The 21028-nt window shown below is 67.4% G+C and carries 12 protein-coding genes, 1 tRNA gene and 2 pseudogenes; 7 read left to right on the top strand and 8 right to left on the bottom strand.

What is annotated here, in order from left to right; all coding sequences use genetic code 11:
* Nucleotides 1–1073 precede the first annotated feature (1073 nt).
* From OG875_RS17195 to OG875_RS17180, 4 genes are read left to right on the top strand one after another with little or no spacing between them, the layout of a single operon-like run.
* Complete coding sequence (locus tag OG875_RS17195) at nt 1074–2177, top strand: PLP-dependent cysteine synthase family protein (RefSeq protein ID WP_330175108.1); 1104 nt, start codon at nt 1074–1076, stop codon at nt 2175–2177.
* Entirely contained in the window at nt 2174–3562 is a 1389-nt protein-coding gene (locus OG875_RS17190) for an MFS transporter (protein WP_330175107.1), read from the top strand. The genes OG875_RS17195 and OG875_RS17190 overlap by 4 nt, the downstream gene beginning before the upstream one ends.
* A complete protein-coding gene (locus tag OG875_RS17185; RefSeq protein WP_330175106.1) occupies nt 3486–3854 on the top strand; it encodes a BlaI/MecI/CopY family transcriptional regulator in 369 nt (122 codons plus the stop codon). The genes OG875_RS17190 and OG875_RS17185 overlap by 77 nt, the downstream gene beginning before the upstream one ends.
* A complete protein-coding gene (locus OG875_RS17180; RefSeq protein ID WP_330175105.1) occupies nt 3851–4753 on the top strand; it encodes a M56 family metallopeptidase in 903 nt (300 codons plus the stop codon). The genes OG875_RS17185 and OG875_RS17180 overlap by 4 nt, the downstream gene beginning before the upstream one ends.
* Here OG875_RS17180 and OG875_RS17175 read toward each other — a convergent pair.
* The 3 genes from OG875_RS17175 to OG875_RS17165 all read right to left on the bottom strand — a co-directional run bounded on the left by OG875_RS17175 (nt 4750) and on the right by OG875_RS17165 (nt 7498).
* The gene (locus OG875_RS17175) at nt 4750–5787 is read right to left on the bottom strand and encodes a C40 family peptidase (RefSeq protein ID WP_330175104.1); all 1038 of its coding nucleotides are present in this window, start codon (nt 5785–5787) and stop codon (nt 4750–4752) included. The two genes, OG875_RS17180 and OG875_RS17175, sit on opposite strands and share 4 nt — an antisense overlap.
* Nucleotides 5788–6048: 261 nt before the next feature.
* Nucleotides 6049–6777, bottom strand: coding sequence for a DUF1775 domain-containing protein (locus tag OG875_RS17170; RefSeq protein ID WP_330175103.1), 729 nt, complete (start codon nt 6775–6777; stop codon nt 6049–6051).
* 25 nt (nt 6778–6802) lie between these two features.
* On the bottom strand, nt 6803–7498 hold the full coding sequence (locus OG875_RS17165) for a hypothetical protein (protein WP_330175102.1): 696 nt from the start codon (nt 7496–7498) through the stop codon (nt 6803–6805).
* Between the two features lie 163 nt (nt 7499–7661).
* Between OG875_RS17165 and OG875_RS17160 the strand changes: the two genes are divergently transcribed.
* Nucleotides 7662–8069, top strand: coding sequence for a hypothetical protein (locus OG875_RS17160; RefSeq protein WP_330175101.1), 408 nt, complete (start codon nt 7662–7664; stop codon nt 8067–8069).
* 1037 nt (nt 8070–9106) lie between these two features.
* Here the strand turns inward: OG875_RS17160 and OG875_RS17155 are convergent.
* Nucleotides 9107–11367, bottom strand: a pseudogene (locus OG875_RS17155) (N-acetylmuramoyl-L-alanine amidase).
* Nucleotides 11368–11866: 499 nt separating this feature from the next.
* On the opposite strand from OG875_RS17155, the gene OG875_RS17150 reads away from it, so the two are divergent.
* Together OG875_RS17150 and OG875_RS17145 are read left to right on the top strand one after the other, a co-directional pair.
* Complete coding sequence (locus OG875_RS17150; protein WP_330175100.1) at nt 11867–17887, top strand: DNRLRE domain-containing protein; 6021 nt, start codon at nt 11867–11869, stop codon at nt 17885–17887.
* A gap of 111 nt (nt 17888–17998) precedes the next feature.
* Nucleotides 17999–18367, top strand: a complete 369-nt coding sequence (locus OG875_RS17145) for a hypothetical protein (RefSeq protein ID WP_330177968.1) — start codon at nt 17999–18001, stop codon at nt 18365–18367.
* Nucleotides 18368–18517: 150 nt separating this feature from the next.
* Here OG875_RS17145 and OG875_RS17140 read toward each other — a convergent pair.
* From OG875_RS17140 to OG875_RS17125, 4 genes and pseudogenes are all read right to left on the bottom strand, one after another.
* Nucleotides 18518–18653, bottom strand: a pseudogene (locus tag OG875_RS17140) (IS5/IS1182 family transposase); the annotation flags it as partial.
* Nucleotides 18654–18752: 99 nt separating this feature from the next.
* Complete coding sequence (locus OG875_RS17135) at nt 18753–19682, bottom strand: transposase family protein (protein ID WP_330175099.1); 930 nt, start codon at nt 19680–19682, stop codon at nt 18753–18755.
* Nucleotides 19683–19744: 62 nt separating this feature from the next.
* Nucleotides 19745–20566, bottom strand: a complete 822-nt coding sequence (locus OG875_RS17130) for a hypothetical protein (RefSeq protein ID WP_330175098.1) — start codon at nt 20564–20566, stop codon at nt 19745–19747.
* Nucleotides 20567–20879: 313 nt separating this feature from the next.
* A tRNA-Thr gene (locus tag OG875_RS17125) sits at nt 20880–20953 on the bottom strand.
* Between the last annotated feature and the right edge of the window lie 75 nt (nt 20954–21028).

Here is a 21028-nt window from a genome sequence, read left to right as displayed (position 1 = left end):
ACCACTGCCGCAAGCGGACAGGGAAGAGATTCCCAGAGTGACGGTCACAGTCAGTGCAACTGCGCGAGCAGCGGGCCGGAGAGTCATGTGCCGAGTTTCCCACGGGCCCACCACGTACGTGAGTTGGGGTGAATGAGAGCGGGGTCAACGCCGGACAGCAACCTGCGCCCCGTCTCGGGAGGGACCGTCGATGTCCCGCACCGGTTTCCCACGTCCCAGAGGTCTGCGAGCAGGATCAACGGGCTCACGGACATGATCAACCGTGCGGGCAGGGAATGCCCGCGGCTGAAACTGGTGCGGGTGGGCCGGCCAGTCCTCGACGACCATCCGGCGCCGAAGTTGGGCCGGCGTTCGACGCGTCCGCGCGCCGAGGCAGTTCAAACGACCTGAAGCAGGGGTGGTTGAGTTCTCATGTGGTGATGGACAAGGAAAGCGGCCGCTTCGGCCACTGTCGCACTCGATCGGCCTTTCGGGGCGGCGATGCCAGTCCTCCAGGTTGGCCCAAGGTAGCGTTCCGATCACTGTGCGGAGTTCTTCGTGGTGGTGGCGGGTGGAGCGCGGCGGATGGGTGGTCACCCTGGTGGCCGCGGCCCTGACCGCCCTGCTCACTGGCATGTGCGACAGCGGCGGACATCACCACCCGGCGAGGGTGATGTCGGAGCGTTCGACTTCAGCCGCGGCGAACACCAGCGAGCCGTCCGTCAATTGTCCTGACAGGAACGGGGCGCACTGCGCTCCCGCTCCTGAGCAGCACGTCGCCACGGAGGTCGAGGAGCGACGCCCCCTGGGCGCGCTCGCCGCCGACTCGGCTCAATGCCGGACCACATTCCCCCCGGTCACGGACGCGTCGAATCCGTCCCGGCGCGGTCCTCCCGCGACAACCGGTCAAGACGTACTGCGGCGCGGGTGCGTGTCCCGCAGGTGACAGGCATCAGTCGCTCCTGAACGTGGTGTCACGCCCACCGCGCGAGCGGCCTCCGGCCACCCTCTCCCCCCGCAGGGACGACGTCGCGGGACGGCACACGCTGTCGCTCCTCGGCGTCGTGCTCCGTCGCCCGAAGGACAACCCCACCATGACCGAACTGTCATGCCCTTCTCCCGTGATGTCGTCACCCGGCAGCGTGCTGGGGGCGGTAGGCAACACCCCCGTGCTCTGGGTGGACGAGCCCCTTCCTTCCGTCCGTGGCGGGTTCTGGGCCAAACTCGAAGGCTTCAATCCGGGCGGCATCAAAGACCGGGCGGCCCTGTACATGGTCGACCGGGCACGAGAGCGCGGCGACCTCCACCCCGGCGCCCCCATCGTGGAGTCGACATCAGGCACTCTCGGCCTCGGCCTGGCCCTCGCCGGAGTGCTGTACGGCCACCCCGTGCATCTGGTCACCGATCCCGGTATGGAGCCGATCATGGAACGGATGCTGGCGGCCCACGGCGCCACTCTCTACACGGTGGACCAGCCGCACCCTGAAGGCGGCTGGCAGGAAGCCCGCCGGGTCAAGGTCGCCCAACTCCTCGCGGAACACCCCCGGGCGTGGTCGCCGGACCAATACCACAACCCCGACAACGTGGCCGCTTACGGAGGGCTGGCGGACGAGCTCGACGGACAGCTCGGTCCCATCGACATCCTGGTCTGCGCGGTCGGCACCGGGGGCCACTCCGCGGGCGTCGCCCGCGGCCTGCGCCGCCGCACACCGGGTCTGCGCCTTGTCGCTGTCGACACGATCGGATCCACGATCTTCGGGCAGCCTGCCCGCACCCGTCTCATGCGCGGTCTCGGCTCATCGATCTACCCCCGCAACGTCGACTACGGGGCGTTCAGTGAGGTCCACTGGGTCGCCCCCGGCGAAGCGGTCGCCTCGGCACGGCGCCTGGCGGCCCGGCAGTTCGCCACCGGTGGCTGGAGCGTCGGGGCGGTCGCGCTGGTGGCGGGGTGGCTCGCTCGTACGCAACCCCCCGGCACCCGGATCGCCGCCGTCTTCCCCGACGGACCGCACCGCTACTTCGACACCGTTTTCAACGACGACTACTGCCGGTCCCACGGCCTGCTGAACGTGGACGTTCCCGCAGGGCCCGAGACCATCGAGAACTCTGCCGACCGCGAGGTGGACCGATGGACGCGCTGCGCCCACATCACTGACCCGGTCGGCTTCCTCGTCACCCCCGTCGGAGCCGTCAAGTGACATCCACCTGGCGGCAGGTCCGCTCCTTCGACCCCGCGGTGCGGCTGCTGCTGATCAACCAGCTCACCATCAACCTCGGCTTCTACATGCTCATGCCCTACCTCGCCGCCCACCTGTCGGCGACGCTGGCCCTGGCCGCCTGGGCTGTCGGTCTCGTCCTCGGTATGCGTAACTTCTCGCAGCAGGGCATGTTCCTCGTCGGCGGCGCCCTGGCCGACCGCCTCGGCTACCGGCCATTGATCATCGCGGGCTGCGCACTGCGTACGGTGGGCTTCGCCGCCCTGGCCTTCGCCGAATCCCTACCCGCCCTGCTCGCGGCGTCTGCTCTCACCGGACTCGCCGGCGCCCTGTTCAACCCTGCCGTACGCGCCTATCTCGCCGCGGCGGCCGGTGAGCGGCGCGTCGAGGCATTCGCCCTGTTCAACGTGTTCTATCAGGCCGGAATTCTGCTCGGCCCGCTGATCGGACTGGCGCTGACCATCGTCGCGTTTCCCGTCACCTGTCTGGTGTCCGCTGTCCTGTTCGCCGCCCTGACGCTGCTTCAGGTGCGTCGGCTGCCGACCTGCGGGACCGTTGCGGAGGAGGACCGGCCGACGCTGGGCGTGCAGGCCGCCACAGTGCTGCGCAACCGGACGTTCTGGCTGTTCTCCGCCGTCATGACCGGCTCGTACGTCCTTTCCTTCCAGATCTATCTCGCCCTGCCGCTGGAAACGCGGCGGCTGGCGGGTGACGGCACCCTCGGGACCGCCGCCACCAGCGCGTTGTTCGTCGTGTCCGGCCTGGTCGCACTCGGCGGACAGATGCGCATCACCGGCTGGTGCAGACGCGCCTGGACATCCGAGCGGTGCCTCGTCGCCGGACTCGCGCTCATGGGTGCGGCCTTCGTGCCTCCCATCCTCAGCTCCGGACAGAATCCTGTCTCTTCCGTGGCCCTGACCGTGGTCCACCTGTTGCCGCTGCTCGTCTGCGCCGCGTTCCTCGCGGCGGCGACCGCCGTGCTCTACCCGTTCGAGATGGACACCATCGTCGCGCTGTCCGGCGGCCGGTGGGTCGCCACCCACTACGGCCTCTACAACACCGTATGCGGGATGGGCATCACCCTGGGGAACCTCGTCACGGGAGCGGTGTTGGGGGCTGCCCGCGACGTCGGCCTCGCCGCCCTGCCCTGGGCCGTACTGTCCCTCGTCGGCGCGGGCTGTGCTCTCGCCGTGGCGGCGCTCGCCCGCAGCGGACGACTGAGCGCCGGAGAGCCCGTCTACGATGAGCGCGCGAACGAAGGCGCGGACGACAGCGGAAGGGACTCCGGCGGTGCGGTGGTTGGGGGATCTGGAGGCCGAGATCATGGACTGTCTGTGGAAGTGGGGAAGGCCCGCCACCGTCCGTGAGGTCGTCGACGACATCAACACGCGCCGGCCCGCCGCGTACACGACTGTGATGACGGTGGCCTCGATCCTCCACAGCAAGGGGTGGCTGACCAGGAAGAAGCAGGGCCAGGCATGGCTCTACACCCCGGTGCGCAGCCGGGAGGCGTACTCGGCCGCCCTGATGGAGGATGCGCTCGGAGCCAGCGAGGACCGCCCGGCCGCGTTGGCGCACTTCGTGGAACGCATGTCGGACGAGGAAGTGGCCGCGCTGCGCGAGGCGTTGCGGGTCGTTGATCGCGACGTCGAGCGGTGAACGCGGCTCCCGCACTTCTCGGGTACGCCGCCGCTGTCGGCGTACTCGCACCTCGCGTGATGCTGCGCGGCGGGTGGCCGCACCGGGCACCGGTGCTGGCGGCCGCCGTGTGGTTCGCGCTCGCCGCCTCATTCTCCGTGTGCGTCTCGCTCGCCGCACTGCACCTGGCGACGCCGGGCGCCCACCTGCACGGCATCCTGTATTCGTGCGGTGCGGCCCTCGGCGTCGGCCCGCCCGACGCCGACGCGGTACGGCGCCTGACGGTCGTCGTCTCGGTGGCCGTACCGGCGGCTCATGCTGCCGCCTTCGCGTATCACCTGCTGCGGGCCCGCACGGCCCGCACCCGGCACCGCAAGATCCTGGACAAGGTGGGACGGCCGTCGGCGAGGCTGGGTGCGACGGTCCTCGACCACGCGACCCCCACCGCTTACTGTCTGCCGGGCCACGGCGCCAGGATCGTGGTGAGCAGCGGAGCTGTCGCGCTGCTGTCCGACGCGCAGATCGCCGCGGTCGTGGAACACGAACGGGTCCACGTCGCCGGCCGTCACCACCTCCTTCTCGCGGCGGCACGCTCTTTCGCCGTCGTGTTCAGAGGTGTGCCGCTGGCCCGGCAGGTGGGGGAGCAGATTCCCCTGCTGCTGGAGATGGCCGCCGACGACGGCGCCCTGCACGTCCACCCGCAACAGACCCTGGTCACCGCCATGTTCGAGATGGCATCGGCGGGCACGGTCCCGAAGGGCGCGCTGTCGGCCGGGGGGCGCACGGTGCACGTACGGCTGCGCCGGATTCTTGCGCCGGCACGGCGTACGCATCCCGCGTTCCGGGCCGTGGTGGCCGGCTCGGCCATCCTGATGCCGCTGATGCCGCTGCTGGTCGCCTGCCCTCCGGGACTGGCTTAGAGGCGTACGCCCCACATGAACGGCATGCCGCTGCGCGCGATCGACTCGTAACGCACCTGGGCGCCGGGCTTCGGGGAGTGGAGGATCTGGCCGTTCCCGGCGTAGAAGCCGACATGGCTCAGGTCGGTACGCATGATGATGAGATCGCCCGGCTTGAGCGCGCTCAGGGAGTTGATCCGGGTACCGACATTGGCCTGGGCCTGGGAGGTGCGGGGGATCGAGACGCCGGCCTGCTGAAACGCCCAGGACGTCAGTCCGGAGCAGTCGAAGGAGTTCGGGCCGGTCGCTCCCCATACATACGGCATGCCGACCCGGCTCTTGGCCGCTGCGAACGCCGACGCTCCGCGTTGTGACCCGCTGGCCTCGTTGCCGAGGTCGACACGGTCGCTGTCGCGGTTGATCCGCTCTTCCTTGGCTTCTCGCTCCGCACGTTCCGCGGCCGTCAGCGAGTTGAGGAGCGTCTGCGCCTTCGCCAGCTTGTCCTGGATCTCCTTCTTCTTGCTTCCCAGTTCCTTACGAGTGTCCTGAAGCGCCTTCAACTGTTCGCCGGCACGTGCCCGCCGCTGTTGCAAGGAGTGCTGCTGGGAGAGGTACTGCTGGAGAGTCTCGGCTTGCCGGTCGCCCAGTCGGTCCATGACCGACGCCTTGTCCAGATAGCTGTCCGGATCGCTGGACAGCATCAACTGGAGCGAGGGATCAAGACCGCCGCTGCGGTACTGGGCGGTGGCAACCGAGCCCAGGCGGTTGCGGAGTTCGTTGAGACCGTCCTGGCGGCGGGCCGCCGCGTCCTGGAGGTTCTCAACCTGCTTTTCGAGCTTGCCGGCCTTCTCCTTCGCCCCGCTGTACTTCTCCGTGGCCTGGGTCGCCTCCTCGTAGAGGCGGTCGATCTGTGCCTGGACGCCCTTTGCGTTGGGGTCGGGAAGCGGGTCGGCGGAGGCCGACTGCGTGGACAGTGCCACAGCCGCGGCGGCGGTCGCGGTGAGCACGCCCGCGTACGCGGGGTTCGGCTGCTTCGGACGACGGTGGGACGCCACTGGGGCGAGCTCCTTCTTCCTCGGCCGCTGCCGGATGAACAACTCAGTTGTTCTCCCGGGCTCCGCGCGGGCGCGACGGATTCGGCGGCGCCTTCACCGCCGACCCGAGCGGGCGATCGACCGTACGAAGGCTCGATCAGCATACTAAGCGCCTTAGTGACTCGACTCCAAGCGCGGGCCGATCGGCGCCCGCGCGGGGGCGTATACCCGACGAGAGACGTGCCGGGGCACGACATACGCCGCGCCCCGCCACGCCAGGGCTCAGACGCTGCGACGTGAGCGGCGCACCCACCAGATCGCGGCTCCTGCGGCCATCACCACGACGACGGCGATCACGGTGCGAAGTGCTCCGCCGCCACCGGAGCCCTCGTCCTTCGCCCCGGCCTCGGAGGAAGCCGACGCAGTGGCTTCGTCGCTCGGGCCGGAGGCCGCTGACGACGGCGCGCCGGTGCTCGGTTCCGGCGTCGGACTTGCTGCGATCGGCTCGGCGCCAGGCGCAGCCTCCTTCAGCTCCAGTACCGGCGCCGGGTTCTCCACCTGCTGTCCTTCGCCGGGTACTTCGATCCAGCGGGAGATCTTGCCGTCGCCGTAGGTCTCGACGGTCTTGAAGGCCAGCGACTTCGCGTCCGGCAACTGACGCACGCTGATGCTGTGTTCGGCGTCCGTCCCCGCGGTCAGTGCCGCACCGCCCACGGTGTAACCGTCGGCCGTGGCCAACAGCTTCCACCCCTTCGGGGCCTCCTTCAGCGCGACGGTGTCAGGCGTGATGCCCTTCGGCAGCACGATCCGCAACTCCTTGATGCCGGAAGTGTCCGATTCCGCCTCGGAGACGAACGACAGCGTGACGTTCTCGGCCAGCGCCCTGCTGTCCGATGCGGTTACCTCGGCGTGCGCGGCGGCCTGCCCCGTCCCGGTCGCAATCGTCGAAATGGTCGCGACGGCCAGGACGCCGAAGCGTCGGCCGACGGTGGAAAAACGTGAAGCGTTCATGAGGGTCTCTCTCCGTACGAGCGGATCAGGCGCGACGGGCGCGATCCGCCGGGTTCAGGGGAACGTCGCGTACGCGGCCTTCCGGTGGACCTCGCCGGATCAGCACGTGAGAGAGAACGGCTCGCGCCGCGGACTGCCGGTACGTCACCAGTGGCGGCCCGTTCAAGGGCAAACGCAACGGGCGAGGCGTGAGCCCACCACGGCCGACCGCGGTGGCGACCGCCACCACGAGCGACCCGCCCCATCGGCCCACATCGTGCGGAAGGCTGGACAGCCGATGATCGGCGCGGTGCATGAGGACCGCGACAGAAACGGCCGTCAGGAGATGCACGGCCAGCACAACCACGGTGCTGTGGTGCGCCGCGTACCCCGCGCCCGCGCCGCTGTGGATCTCACCGTGTGGAGCGGGAACAGGGCCGTTGGACGACGACAGCACGGTATGCAGGACACTTTGCGTGAGCGCCGTCGCCGCGGCCACAGGCCACCACGAACAGGCCCTGCCCGCCCCGGCGGAGACCGCGGCCATCACGGCCACCGACACCACGAGCAACCGGAGCCAGGGCACCGGATCCTCCGACGCGAAATGGTGACCGACCGCCGCCAGAACAACGCTGGTCCCCGTGAACACAGCAGCACGAAGCCATCGTCCCACCCACCATTCCTGTGGGGGACGAGGCTGCGCGGTTCCTTCGGCCTTGGCCATACCGCGCACATCATCCATCGCTCAGCACTGTCCGCCTCGCCAACCGCACCAGTTGACGCGTCGGAGTGAGCATCGTTCTCGACGATGAACGCCGGGCCCGGCAGCCACGTACCTACCCCCACATCCCGCCCGCAGGAAGGCAACACCGGTGCCGGCAGCCCGCGTTCGTCCCGTACGCTCCATGACCGCACTCGCCGTGTCCCTTCTGCTGCCACTCCTGGCCATGGGGTGCTCGGCGGACCCCGCCGGCAGGACAAGCTCCCCGCCCCCGAAAGCGACTGCCACACCCGCCGCCTCGGCCGCCCCCGCGAACATCGAGAAGATCGCGTCCATGACCGACTGCGCGCCTGAGATGCGCGCGGACGCCGAGGAACTCCGCCAAGCGGTGTGCGTCACCGCAGAGGGCAACTGGATCGTGACGACCTTCCCGACGGAGAAGCTCAAGCTGACGTGGCTCGACACTGCGAGCATGTACGGGGGCACCTACCTCGTCGGCCCGAAGTGGGCCATCGGTGCCGAACCACAACTACTCGAACGCCTCCGCCCGAAGGTGGGCGGCGAGCTCCAAAAGCTGCGCGGCATGAGTTGAGTCCCGAGTACTCCGCCGGCCCTACCGTCCACCAGCGCGCCGGGTCCCGGATTCTCGGTACGCGGAAGCGGACCGGGCGCCCTCACGCAGCCTGGCGCGACGTTGTCCTCGTCGAGCGCCGTGGTCCCACCATCACGTAGCCGTCATCAACGGGGCGCCGCCCCGCGGGCCGAAAGCGCTGGTCGGCGCCGGGCGGGATCTTGCCGCACGTCCGTCCGCCGTTCGTCCACGGGCAACGATCATGGCGCCCCGGGAGGGCACCCATGCGGCTCTCAATGATCTTGAGATGAACAAAGCCCCAGGTCACAGTGACAGTGCCCCGGGGCTTACAGAGCCCCCTGTCGGATTCGAACCGACGACCTACGCATTACAAGACCGTGAGCGATCATGTTGCGTGGTGCCGCCTCGTGCTGCCGAGTGACGTTTTTTCTGATCAGAGCATGTACGGCCTACTGGTCCGCGCTCTCTCGTGTCGCATTGTCCAAGGGCATCTGTCCACTGGTTGTCCACCAGAGTGAGCCGCGACGGGCACTTCAGGAGCTCCAGCGGTGGCGACCCGCTCTCCCAGCCGGACCAGTTGGCAGTTTTCGGGCCTGGTTGTAGCAACCGCACAAGTCCCCGCTGTTGCTCGTCTTGCCGATACCCGCGCAGCTCTCTCCTCGCAGGTCCTCACCGCCTCACTGATCTGGCGGGGTTGGGGAGCGAGCGCCCGTGGACGGGCAGCGGTCTGAGCGGCGCTGATCGCCCTTGCGGGCAGCTCGGCCTGGACTCGCACCAGTTGAGTTCGGTGGCCCCGGGTCTGGACATGAGTGAGTTCCGGGTTCGGTGTGGATCCCGACGCACTGTGCGTCGGCCGGCCGTGCGGATCGACCGCCGCGCCGCCCTTGCCCTCGCCCCACAGCGACGCCCAACTCAACGACACCTCCAGGCCCGCACCCGGCACTTCGCAGCACTTCGTCCCGCCGATCAATCGATCGGCGGGACGAAGAAGAGGAACGAATTCCCCTGTCCGGAGCCCTCCCTGGCGTCTACGCCGGTTACTTGAGGTAGACGAGTCCGTCTGTGGTGACGGCAGGTCGGCCGGCGGTGCCGACCACGACCACCTTGACGGTGTGTTTGGCGCTCGCGGTCCAGGTCTTCGTCCAGACCGCGTCCCGGTACTTGGTGGCGGCGGACTTCAGGTCGACCGTCGCGGCCTTGACTCCGTCGACGTAGACGTACGCCTGTCCGGACGTGCCGGCGCGGGAGACGACCCAGGCCGCGGACTTCCCAGTGAACGTCCAGGTGAGGCTCGCGTTCTTGGACGAGCTGGAGAAGGACTTGCCGCCGAGGTAGCTGCTGGAGGACTTCGTCGTCCAGCTGCCGGACTTGGTGGCCGATGTCTCCGGGAGGATGGTCGGAGTCGCTGACACGGAGGCGGAGGCGGAGTTCCCGGCCTGGTCGTTCGCCGTCATCTTCCAGGTGCTCGCCGCACCGGACTTGGCGGTGTGTGCGGCGCTGTAGGTGGTCGGGCCGTAGGTCTTGGCGGCGGGCGTGGTCAGACGTACGTCCTGGAGTGAGGCGCCGTCCGTCGCCTTCCAGTTCAGTGTCACGGGGACCGCGGCGGTGTTGACGGTGCCCGTTTTCAGGACGAGGGCGGGCTTCGTCGTGAAGGTGGGGGCGGTCGTCTCCGCCACGACGTTCGCTGTCGCCGTGGTGCTTGTCCTGCCGGACTGGTGGACCGCCCGCACGGCGATCTTGTGGCTCCCGGCGGCGAGATTGGTCTTGGCGGAGGTGGCACCGCTCGCGGCGGTGGCGGCGACCTTGCCGTCGACGAGGAGCTCGTACTGCTTGACCAGCGCGCTGGGTGTGGTGGCGGACCAGTTCACGGTGACGGCGGACTTGGTGTAGTGGGTCGTTCCCGAAAGGCCCGTACCGGTGACGGACTTCAGCGCCAGTCCCGCGACAGGTCCGCCGGCCCAGGAACGGATCGTGGAGAGCTGGTTGTAGAAGGCGTCTCCGGGGCACTGCGTATTGTAGCCGTCCCGGTGACCGTGAATCGTCGGGAGCGCCAACCCGGCGCCCTTGGACCAGGTCTTGCCCGTGTAGCTGCGACCGCTGTCACCGGCCGTGAGAGTGGTGGTGCCGGTGGGGGAGACACCGTACTGTCCGAGCTTCCAGGCGGCGACGCGGGCCACCGAGATCATCGCCGCCTGCGGCGGAGCGACATCGGTGTACGTGCCGAGGACGGATATGCCGGTGGTCTCGGCGTTGAAGCCGTAGGCGTGCGCTCCCATCACGGGGAGGTCGACGCCGCCCTTCCGGCCCTCGTAGATCTTGCCGCACTTGTCGATGATGAAGTTGTAGCCCACGTCCTTCCAGCCCAACTGCTGGACGTGGTAGGCGTAGATACCGCGGACAACGGCGGGGCCCTGCTCGCAGGTGTAGGTGTTGGACTCGGCGGTGTGGTGCACGACCACCGCCTTGATCTTCCCGCGGGAAGGTAGCCGGGTTCCTCGGGGCTGATCGACTCGTCCGCTCCCCAGCCGGCCCGGTCGATGACGGGCGGCTTCGGCGCGGTCGAGGGTGGTGCCGACGGAACCGACACCGTGGGTGTGGGGCTCACCGTCACTGAGGCCGATGGCGACGGTGTTTCGCTCGTCGGGGACGTGGTCGCGGACTCACTCGGTGACTCGGCGACCGGAGGCGGCGTGGTGATAGGTGACTCGCTCACCGCCCCGTCCGGGGAAGGCGTGGGCGACACGGAGTCGCCCGGCTCGGGCACCGACTCGGCGGGCGTGGGCTCGTCACTCTCCGTGCCCTTCGCGCCCGCCGCGCTCTCCGCGACGGAGAAGGCGGCGGGATCCATGCCGGTGACCTTGCCGGTTCCGGGGTCCACCATGTCTAGGCGCAGTCCAGCTGGCAGGGGCACGGTGGTGCCCGCGCCGGAACGCACCCGTACCTCCACCGCGTTGGACGCCCCGACCCAGGCCGGCTCGGTGCCGCCGCGTGCGGCTCCGGATTCACCCTGACCACTGTCGGCGTCCAGCCGCAGCCACGCCGACCACTGCCCCGAGTCACTCGCACGGGTACGGGCCTCGACAGTGCCCGCGATGTGAGCGCCAGGGTCGGTCCAGGTCACTCCCAGCATGCTGAACGGACCGGCGTCCCGCCGCACCAGCGACGCGCTGCGCCCACCGTCCGCCGATGCCAACTCGACAGTCTCCGCCCGTACTTTCACCGGGCCGGGCTCGCCGCCGGCAGCTGTGGGGTGCCCGTCGCCGCCGGTCACCCCCCGCAACACCAGCACTCCGGTCAGGCCCGCTACGGCTGTTGCCGCTGTCACCCATATACGACGCCGCGTCACGCGGCCACCCCGTTTTCAGTTTCGCGCCGACAACAGTCCGAGAGGGAAACGCTGTTGGTGCGATTCATGTAATGCCCCTGAGCGGGAACGTACACCGCCGCAAGATGGATTCTCCACATGGATTGGCCGAAAGAAGACTTTTTCAATCAAAATATGTCAGGCGGGTAAGTTTACCCGACCGACATGACCATTGTCACAGGACTGACTACATCATGTGACGCCCCAACTATGCTTTTCACATTGGTTCATGATCTTTTGACGCTCGTTACGTTCACATAAGCGCCACAGATGTGGCACTTCGATGGAGTAAAGAGACAGAGGACTCATGACAGTTCATAGACCTGAGCCCCACGAGCGAGGGCGGCTGTGGTCCGGGAAGAGCCTGCGCCACATTGCGGGCGTTCTCTCCTTGGCACTGGCTGTAACTCTGCTCGATACCACGAGCATCGCGATGGCCGACGTCTCCACCGCGTCGAACAAGTCCGTACCGACGCAGGCAGTCGACATTCCGTCCGCGCGCGTGGCGGCGAGACTGGCCGGCAAGCGCGTCGAGGCCCTCTCCGAACGCACCGAGACCTCCACGACCTGGGTCAACAAGAACGGCTCACTCACGACCGAACTGGCAGCGGGCCCCGTCCGGTTCGAAGACCCGACCAGCGGCACCTGGCGCGATGTCGACCTCAACCTTGTCGGCGCGGACGGCAGTGTCGCGCCCAGAGCGCACCCGCGGGGTCTGAGACTGGCTGGAAAATCCGGTGGCCCCGCGGCATCCCTCAAGGCCGCGCAGGCGTCCACAGCCGTCGATCTGGTCACACTGGGCGCGGGCGACGAGCAGATCACCCTGCAGTGGAAGGGCACGCTGCCCGAGCCGAAGCTGGACGGGGCGCGAGCCGAGTACGTCAATGCCGTGCCCGGTGCGGACGTGGTCGTCGAAGCGACCCGGACCGGCTTCGAGCAGTTCGTCGAGATCAAGAAGCGCCCGGTGGAGAATCGTTTCTCCTACACACTGCCGCTCAAGGCCAAGGGTCTGAAGGCGAAACAGCAGCCGGACGGCAGCGTCCTGTTCACGGACAAGAAGAACAAGACCAAGGCCGTCATGCCGGCCCCGGTCATGTGGGATGCCACCGTCGACCCGGCCTCCGGCGAACACACCCGCCGGGTGAAAGTGGCGATGAAGGCCGAGCACAAGGGCTCGACCGTCAACCTGGTGGTCACCCCGGACGTCGGCTTCCTCGCCGACCCGAAGACCAAGTACCCGGTGACGGTCGACCCCTCGACCTCCACCCTGGGTAACGTCTTCGACACCTACGTCCAGCAGGGCGAGACCGTCGACTGGTCCAGCGACGTCGAACTCGACCTCGGCAACCCTGGCACCACGAACCCCAACGGCACACCGCGCACCGCGCAGTCCTACATCTCGTGGAACACCTCACCCGTCCAGGACGCACTGGTCCTCGACGCCAAACTGAGTCTGTGGAACTTCCACTCCGGCAACATCCCGGCGTGCACCGCGCAGCCCTGGGAAGTCTGGTCCTCAGGAGCGGCCTCCACGTCCAGCCGCTGGACCAACCGACCGGCCATGACGGCAAAGAAGGCCACCTCCACCGAGACCCGCGGCAACACCTCGTGCACCAGCCAGCCCGACGGCTGGATCAACGCCGATGTGACGGCCCTGGTACAGGAGTGGGCCTCAGCTCAGGCCACCCGGGGCCACATGGGCCTGCGCGCCACGGACGAGAGCGTCACCACGCAGTGGAAGCGGGTCAACTCCGCCAACGCCGCGTCCAACCCGCCAAAGCTTGTTGTGAATTACAACTACCGGCCCCGCACCGGCACCAAGCAGGAAGCCGGCCCGCCCTACTTCACCAACGGCGGCGCCTACACGGTCAACACCGTCACCCCGACGCTGCGTGACACCTTCGTCGACGCCAACGGCGACAAGGTCAACGGCACCTTTCAGATCTTCGACAGCGTCACCAACACCCAGGTCGGCAACGTCATTGTCTCCCCGTTCGTACCGTCCGGACAGGTCGCCTCCGTGACCGTCCCCGCCGGGGTGCTGACCAACGGCAAGACCTACCGCTTTCGTACATCGCCATACGACGGGGCGCACTACAACGAGGATTGGTCCGCGTGGAAAACATTCACCGTAGACACCACAGCCCCCTCGGCGCCGACCGCGATCACATCGACGGACTACCCGTCGAACGCCTGGGTCAAGGGCGCCGGCCAGGCCGGCACATTCACTGTCACCCCTCCCCCCACGGACCAACAGTGGCTGGAGTGGTCCTTGGACGGCCAGACCTGGACCAAGGTGACCACCAACGGCTCTACGGCAGCCAAGAACATCTCCGTCAATCCGCCACGCGACGGCAATCACACTCTGCAAGTGCGGACCGTGGACAAGGCAGACAGTAGGTCCGAGCCTTTCACCTACGATTTTCACGCTGGTCCAGGCGGGTTCGCCCAGCCCTTGGAAGGACAGCGCACGGCCCGCCGTCTGCCGCTGGTCGCCGAGGCCGACGCAGCCAAGTACAACAATGTTTCGTTCTCCTGGCGCCGCTCCGCCGCAGACGCGTGGGTGGTGATCCCCGCTGGGGATGTCACCAAGGACGGTGCAACCCTGTCCACCTGGCCGGTGCCGCTGACCGGTGGCAAGAACGCCGCTTTGGTCTGGAACACTACCAACACCGTCGACCCGGACGGCAGCATCGAGATCAAGGCCAACTTCACCGGCCCCAACTCAGCCGTCGGCAGCACCGACCCGCTGACCGCAGTCGTGGACCACGCCGCAGATGATGCCGCCACCGAGGAAGTGGGCCCCGGCACGTTGAATCTGCTCAGCGGCGACTACACCCTCACCGCCACAGATGCGTCCGCCTTCGGACTCACAGTGGAGCGCACCGCGTCGTCCCGCAACGGAGTTACCGCCGGGCAGGCGCCAATCTTCGGCCAGGAGTGGATGAGCGGCACTGTGGCCGAGCTGTCGGGCTCGGCATACAGCCACGTGAGCAAGGTGTCCGACACCGTGGTCGATGTGGTCACACTGGACGGTGATGCCATCCACTTCACCGCCGCAGCAAGCCAGAACGGCTGGACTGCCGAGCCCGGAGCCGAGTACCTCACACTGACCGGTTCCACGTCGGACACGTTCACGCTCACCGGCGACGACGGCACCATCACCGTGTTCACCAAGCCAGCCGGAGCCACAACCTGGCAGGTGTCCAGCTCCAAGAACGACGGCCAAGCCGACTCCACGACATCAATGGACTCCGAAACGGTCACTGTCGGCGGAAAGCAGCTGGCACGCCCCACCTGGGTGTATGCCCCAACCTCGGCCACCACGGTGGCAGCCTGCAGAGCCGACCACACCACCCAGGCGTGCCGGGCTGTCGAGTTCGTGTACGCCGCCTCGACCACCGCCACCACCAGTGCCTTCGGTGATGTGTCGGGTCAAGTAAAGGAGCTCCGGCTGTGGTCAACCGCGCCCGGTGCCACCACGGCAACTGCGAAATCGGTTCAGACGTACCTCTATGACAGCTCAGCCCGACTGCGCCAGGCTTGGAACCCGCAGATCTCACCTCTGCTGAAAACCGAGTACGCATACGACAGCAGCGGCCGGGTCAACAAGCTCACCCCGCCTGGAGAGTTGCCGTGGACCTTTACCTACGGCAACGCTGGCTCCAGCAGCGCGGCCGGCGAGGGGATGCTACTGAAGGCATCCCGTCCGGCCCTCGCGCAGGGCAGTGCGGCCACCGTATCCGGCGAGGCCGTCAACTCTGTCGTCTACGACGTGCCGCTGACCGGCACGGCAGCCCCGAATAAGATGGGAACCGCAGACGTCAGGATGTGGGGGCAGAGCGCCGCGCCGGTGGACGCGACAGCTGTCTTCCCTGCGGACACCGTTCCCGCCTCGCACGTCGGCAGTGCCCTGACTGCTGCCGACTACAAACGTGCGAGCATCAGCTACCTGGACGTCTCCGGACGCGTGGTGAACGCGGTCGCCCCCGGGGGACGCATCGCCACGACCGAGCATGACCAGTTCGGCAACACCGTGCGCGAACTGGGCGCCAGAAACCGTGAAACGGCGATTGCCAACGGCGCCGCCAACACGGCGGCCCGCGCCGAGCTGGGTATCGCTGCCCTACCTCCAGCCGAACGAGCGTATCTGCTCTCCACCAAGCGCATCTTCGACACGAAGGGAACTCGCCTGCTGGAGGAGTTCGGGCCGCTCCGTCGGGTCGACCTGAGCGCTGACCTGAAAACCGGTACCACGACTCTGGTCGCGGCTGGCACCTCGGTGACGGCGCGCGCCTGGACGATCTATGGCTACGACGAGGGGCGCCCGACCGACGGCAGCGCCGTCATTCGCGACCAGGGAACCAAAGTCACCGCCGGCGCCGAGGTTCGCGAACACCCGGGCGTCCAGGGCGAGACCCGTGTCGTGCAAACGGTTTACGACTGGGCCAGAGGCTTGCCGACGAAAACCGTCGAGAATCCGGGCGGCCTGGCAATCACCACCACGACCGAATACGACACGCAGGGCCGTGAGACCAAGCGCATCGCGCCAGGCAGCAGCGGAACCAGCGCAACCAGCCGGGTGACAACCTACTGGTCCGGCACCGGCACCGGCACCTGCGCTGGCCGGCCGGAGTGGGCCGATCTGGTCTGCTCGACGGGCCCAGCCGGGGCAATCACCGGCGGTGGCTCCAACCCCGCGCAGTTGCCGGTCAAGACCTCCACCTACGACTGGTGGGGGAACGCAGCAAACACAACCGAGGCCGCCTCGGGCTCTACTCGCACGACTACCGTTGCCACCGACAACGCCGGACGCACCACCTCAGTGAGGATCACCGGAGGGGTCGGCACGGCCGCTCCTGAAGCCACCACCACCTACGACGCGGTCACCGGCCGAATCATCAAGACCGTCTCGCCAACCGGCGGGACACTCACTACCGCTTACGACAAGCTCGGCCGGGTCATCTCCTACACCGACGCGGATGCGGGCACCAGCACCACCGAGTACGACATGCTCGACCGCAAAGTCAGGGAAAGCAACAACATCCCATCGTCGGCTACTTACACCTATGACCACAACGCCGAACCGCGGGGCCTCGCCACCAAGGTGGTTGACTCGGTGGCCGGTACCTTCACTGCGGCCTACGACGCGGACGGCGACCTAGTCGAGGAGAAGCTGCCCGGCGGCTACAGCCTGGCCCAAACCATCGACGCGGAGGGCAACGCACTTGAGCGAACCTACACCCGCGACAGCGACGGCATCCTCGTACAGTCCGACACCGTTAACCGCTCCATCTACGGTCAGGTGATCTCGGACGCGCAAGTCACCGCGCAGAACTACCGATATGACGCGGTCGGGCGTCTCACGTCGGTCGAGGACACCGCCGAGACAGTGTGCACCACCCGCACCTACACATTCGACGCCCGCGCCAACCGCAAAACCCTTACCAGCGCCACAGGAACCCCCGGTACTGACTGCCCCTCATCGGGAGGCTCCACCATCAACTACACCTACGACACTGCCGACCGTCAGGTCGACAGCGGTTACACCTACGATGCCTTCAGCCGCACCACCGCCAAACCAGGCGGTGTCACTCTGGGGTATTACAACAACGACATGATCAACCAGGAGACCGTCGGCACCAAGCGGCAGACCTGGCAGCTCGACGGGATCCAGCGCGTCCGCTCCTGGAACATCGAGACCAACAGTGGCGGCACCTGGACTCCGACCGAGTCGAAGGTCAACCACTACGACTGCGGATGTGACACTCCCAGTTGGGTCTCCGAAGACAACCAGGGCAGCGTGACACGCTACGTCGAATCGCTTGGCGGAGGCATCACCGCCACAACGAGCAAGACCGGCGACGCCACCCTGCAACTCAGCGACATTCACGGTGACATCACCCTCCAGCTGCCTCTCGACACCAATAAAGCCCCCACCGTGACGGACACCGATGAGTACGGCAACATCCGCGCGAGCAGCACACCCGCGCGGTACGACTGGCTCGGGGTAGAGCAACGCTCCGGCGACACTCTCTCCGGACTGATGTTGGTGGGCGCACGGGTCTACGACTCCACCACGGGCAGGTTCCTCCAACTGGACCCGCTGTCTGGCGGCGGCGCAAACGCCTACGGCTACCCCCCCGACCCGATCACCATGTTCGACTTGGACGGCAAGGGCTGGTTCTCCTGGGGGCGCGTCATCCGGATCGGCGCATGCGTGGGCTCCATTCTGTGGGTCCTCGGCACCGCTTACTTCGCTGCTGCCAAGATCCGCCGGATCTGGCAGGTGATCAGGCGTTGGGGCGGCATCCGGGCCGCTGTGACCCGTGTAATGCGTGAGCGCACCCGATACCTACGCGGCAGACGCCTGGCACAGATGATGGTCACCGCAGGTTCGGCGCTCCTGGGTATCGAAAGCGTCTACGAGAAGTGCATCAAGGCGAAACTGTAGACACGGGCGTGCGGCGCACCGACGTCCGCACCACTCACTGTGGCGCCTGTCACTAGAGTCTCCTCCGGCCGAAACCCTCCCCGGCCGGAGGAGACTGATAGAAGGATCTTTATGACATCACCAAATCCCCTCCTGATCGTGCTCATGCTGCTGTGGACAGTTGTCGCCGGAGTGGCGCTGATCGCCTCGATCGCGCTCTCCGCCCAGGGCAAACGGCGGGAGGCAGAGTTCGTGGCTTGGAATCCGTTCGGCACGGACTACCTGATCGCCGCGGCAGCTGCGATAGCTGGCTACGCGGTCGCTGCGGTCGCCGCAGACCACTTCTCGGCCGCTAGTGCCGGCTTCAGCGTTCTGTGGCCCGCCATGGCTGCTACGGCCCTCTCTTATGTGGCGGCAAGGCGCAGACCCTCCTGGCCTCTGTGGGCCAGCGCGGTCTTCGCGGCTTTGGGCGCCGGGCTGTACGGTTTCCTGCCAATGTGACCCGCTCGCACCAGAAGGGCGGGCCTATACAGACCGACGTCGATAACTGCGCGCAGCTCTGCCCCACCACCTGAAGTGGTGGGGCAGAGTTCTGCCCGGATGGACAGGTCAACCTCGTCACCGCAACGCGCCGCCGTGATCGTGATCAGCCAAGCCCCACGGCCGGCCCCGCCGGGCCCATTCCCACCACGCTCCCGCACGACCCTCAGTAGCCGGTCGAACTGCCGCATCCGCAGCCCGGTGAACGTTTCACCCACAACGGCTCAGCCCGCAACACCCCACCCATACAGAAGAAATACCCGCCCCACAGCCTTCTGCAACACGCTTTACGAGCTCGTGCATGGTTGGCGGTAGCGCGTCGAGAGCCGAGGGTCGGGGGATGTGTTCACGTTCGCGTACCGCTCGCCGTGGCGACCTGCTGGTGCGAGAGCAGTCCGGCGACGGATTGGATGATGTCGCTCATGTGCTCGCGGCGGCCGTGGTGGCGGGCGAGGGATCGCCAGTTCTTGAGGTGGCCGATGCCGTGCTCGACCTGGATACGTCGTGAGGAGTGGGCCTTGCGCTGAGGCTCGTGCATCTCCTCGTACCAGTCCGGGGCGTTCTTCTTGAACTTGCGATGCGGCGGCGTCACCACGCGCCCGCCGGTCTGCGTGCCCAGTCCCTGATAGCCGGCGTCCGCCAGGATCTCCACGGCCGGTCCCTCGGTGAGGAGCCTGACCAGGCCCAACTTCCGGGCATGTGTGATGTCCGCGCAGCTGGCCGGCTCGGCCGGGCTGCAGAACAGCAGCCGCCCCTCGGCGTCCGTGACGACCATCGACTTGACGGCGTTTTGCTTGTTCTTCCCGGAGATGAACTTCTCCCGGTCCTTGCGCCCGGCGGCCGGACAGCGCACCCGGACCTCGGTCCCGTCGATGATCCCGGTGCCGCCGTCGGTACCGAGGTGATCGATGACCTCGGCGAGTGTGCGCAGCCGATGGCCAGGGGCGATCGTGCAGCCGCGCACGGCCAGCAGGGGCCGTACTTCACCGATTGCGCGCGTGATGGTGGAGCGGTCGACACCGAACCAGCAGGCCAGCACGTCGTGCGTGGCACCGTGGCGGAGGTGCACCAGTGTGGCCAGCAGTCGGTCGACGAAGACCAGTTTGTGCCTGGCCCCGGCGCCCACGGCGCGACGACGAGAGCGCGCGGCGAGTGCCGCCTGGTGACGCTCGTGCCACAACGGACCGATCTCAGCGACGAGTTCAGCGATCACGTCGGGCGTCAGCCCGGTGATGCGCTTGCTGCGGATGATTGCCGCACGAGCCCGATTCCCCACCACACTCACCATGATCAACGATCACGGTTCCGATGCGCTACCGCCAACCATGCACGAGCTCGTTAGACGGGCTTGTCGACCACTGTCAGCAGCGCGGCGGCAATGCTGATCAGTGCCTTCGCCTCGTCCGCGCCGTACTTGAATTCGGAGGTGACAGCGTCCTTGTGGACCGAGGCGCTCGTCTGGTCTTCTACGGCAAGCCGGATCCCAGCCCAGCGTTCATCCTGGGAGCGCTGGCGCCTGTCCTTGTTGCCCGGCCATCCCCAGCCGCTGTGATCCTTGATCCACTCCAGGGTGCGGCGGGCCTCCAGGATCGCTCCGTCGATGTCGTCCTCAAGGAGTCGACGCCGTGCGGACCGCAGGTGCTGAGCCGCCTCGGCCCTGGGGTCGTCCTCCAACGGAAAGGGCACCCGCATCTCGAAGGCGACCGAGGGACCGAGAGCGTTGATCTGATCAATCCAGCGGCTCTTGGCAACGCTGAGATGCAATACCTCGGTCGAACTACCGGGGTAGCCGACCGCCTGGGGCAGCGTCCCCGTCACCTCCAGCTCCATACGCAGGTCTCCCTCACGGGCCTCGTTGATCGCGTGGAGCTGAGGGGCGGTGATCAAGAACTTCAGGACAGGGCGCTCGATGCCGGTCTCGGGCGTAAACGGAAGCATCTCCGTCACCCGGCTGATGAGAGTTCGCTGGTACGAGCCCTGGATGCCGTAGAGGTCGGCTTGCAGCACGAGGAACCTGCCGGCCTCCTTGGCAGGCGGGGCTTTGACGTCCAACCCCATCTGAAGGCAGATCGTGCCCATGCCCCCGAGGAGGAGGACGCTCTCCTCCCGGACGACGAGGGTGAAGTCCCCGACCCCGGCATCGAAGCCCATAACGTTCACGACCAGCTCCCCTGTAGCGATCTTCCCGGCCGACTCTCCATCAGCCGCCGTCGCGGCTTCCTCGATTTATGGGAACCCTCCACAACAGCCCTGCTGCCAGCAGCCCGACGCGCACCGCATCCCAGCCCCATCGCCACTGGTGGGATGGCCCGGCTTCCCACGCGCCTGCTTGTCCACCGCTCTGCACGCCCTCTGCACGCGTGTCCACCGGCGGCCCCAACCGCAGTCCGCCGAGCCGGTCGAGCGCTACGGCTCAAGGCAAAGAACAAGAAAAAGCCCCAGGTCACGACGAGTGAGTCCTGGGGCCTTCCGGAGCCCCCTGTCGGATTCGAACCGACGACCTACGCATTACAAGTGCGTTGCTCTGGCCAGCTGAGCTAAGGAGGCGCGCGGGGCAACTATAACCGGCGTCGATCACCGGGCCGTCGGGAATTCCGTCGTGGTGCGGCTACTGACAGACGG

It is taken from the genome of Streptomyces sp. NBC_01498 (genome assembly GCF_036327775.1).
In the GTDB taxonomy this organism is placed as follows: domain Bacteria; phylum Actinomycetota; class Actinomycetes; order Streptomycetales; family Streptomycetaceae; genus Streptomyces.
Note: the sequence above shows the minus strand (reverse complement) of the source record. Positions and strands in the feature narration are given on the sequence as shown.

What these genes read in the sequence shown, in the direction of transcription:
- OG875_RS17195 (WP_330175108.1), top strand. Translation starts at nt 1,074, where the DNA reads ATGACCGAACTGTCATGCCCTTCTCCCGTGATGTCGTCACCCGGCAGC.
- OG875_RS17165 (WP_330175102.1), bottom strand. Translation starts at nt 7,498, where the DNA reads ATGGATGATGTGCGCGGTATGGCCAAGGCCGAAGGAACCGCGCAGCCT.
- OG875_RS17160 (WP_330175101.1), top strand. Translation starts at nt 7,662, where the DNA reads ATGACCGCACTCGCCGTGTCCCTTCTGCTGCCACTCCTGGCCATGGGG.
- OG875_RS17170 (WP_330175103.1), bottom strand. Translation starts at nt 6,777, where the DNA reads ATGAACGCTTCACGTTTTTCCACCGTCGGCCGACGCTTCGGCGTCCTG.
- OG875_RS17145 (WP_330177968.1), top strand. Translation starts at nt 17,999, where the DNA reads ATGACATCACCAAATCCCCTCCTGATCGTGCTCATGCTGCTGTGGACA.
- OG875_RS17150 (WP_330175100.1), top strand. Translation starts at nt 11,867, where the DNA reads ATGGCCGACGTCTCCACCGCGTCGAACAAGTCCGTACCGACGCAGGCA.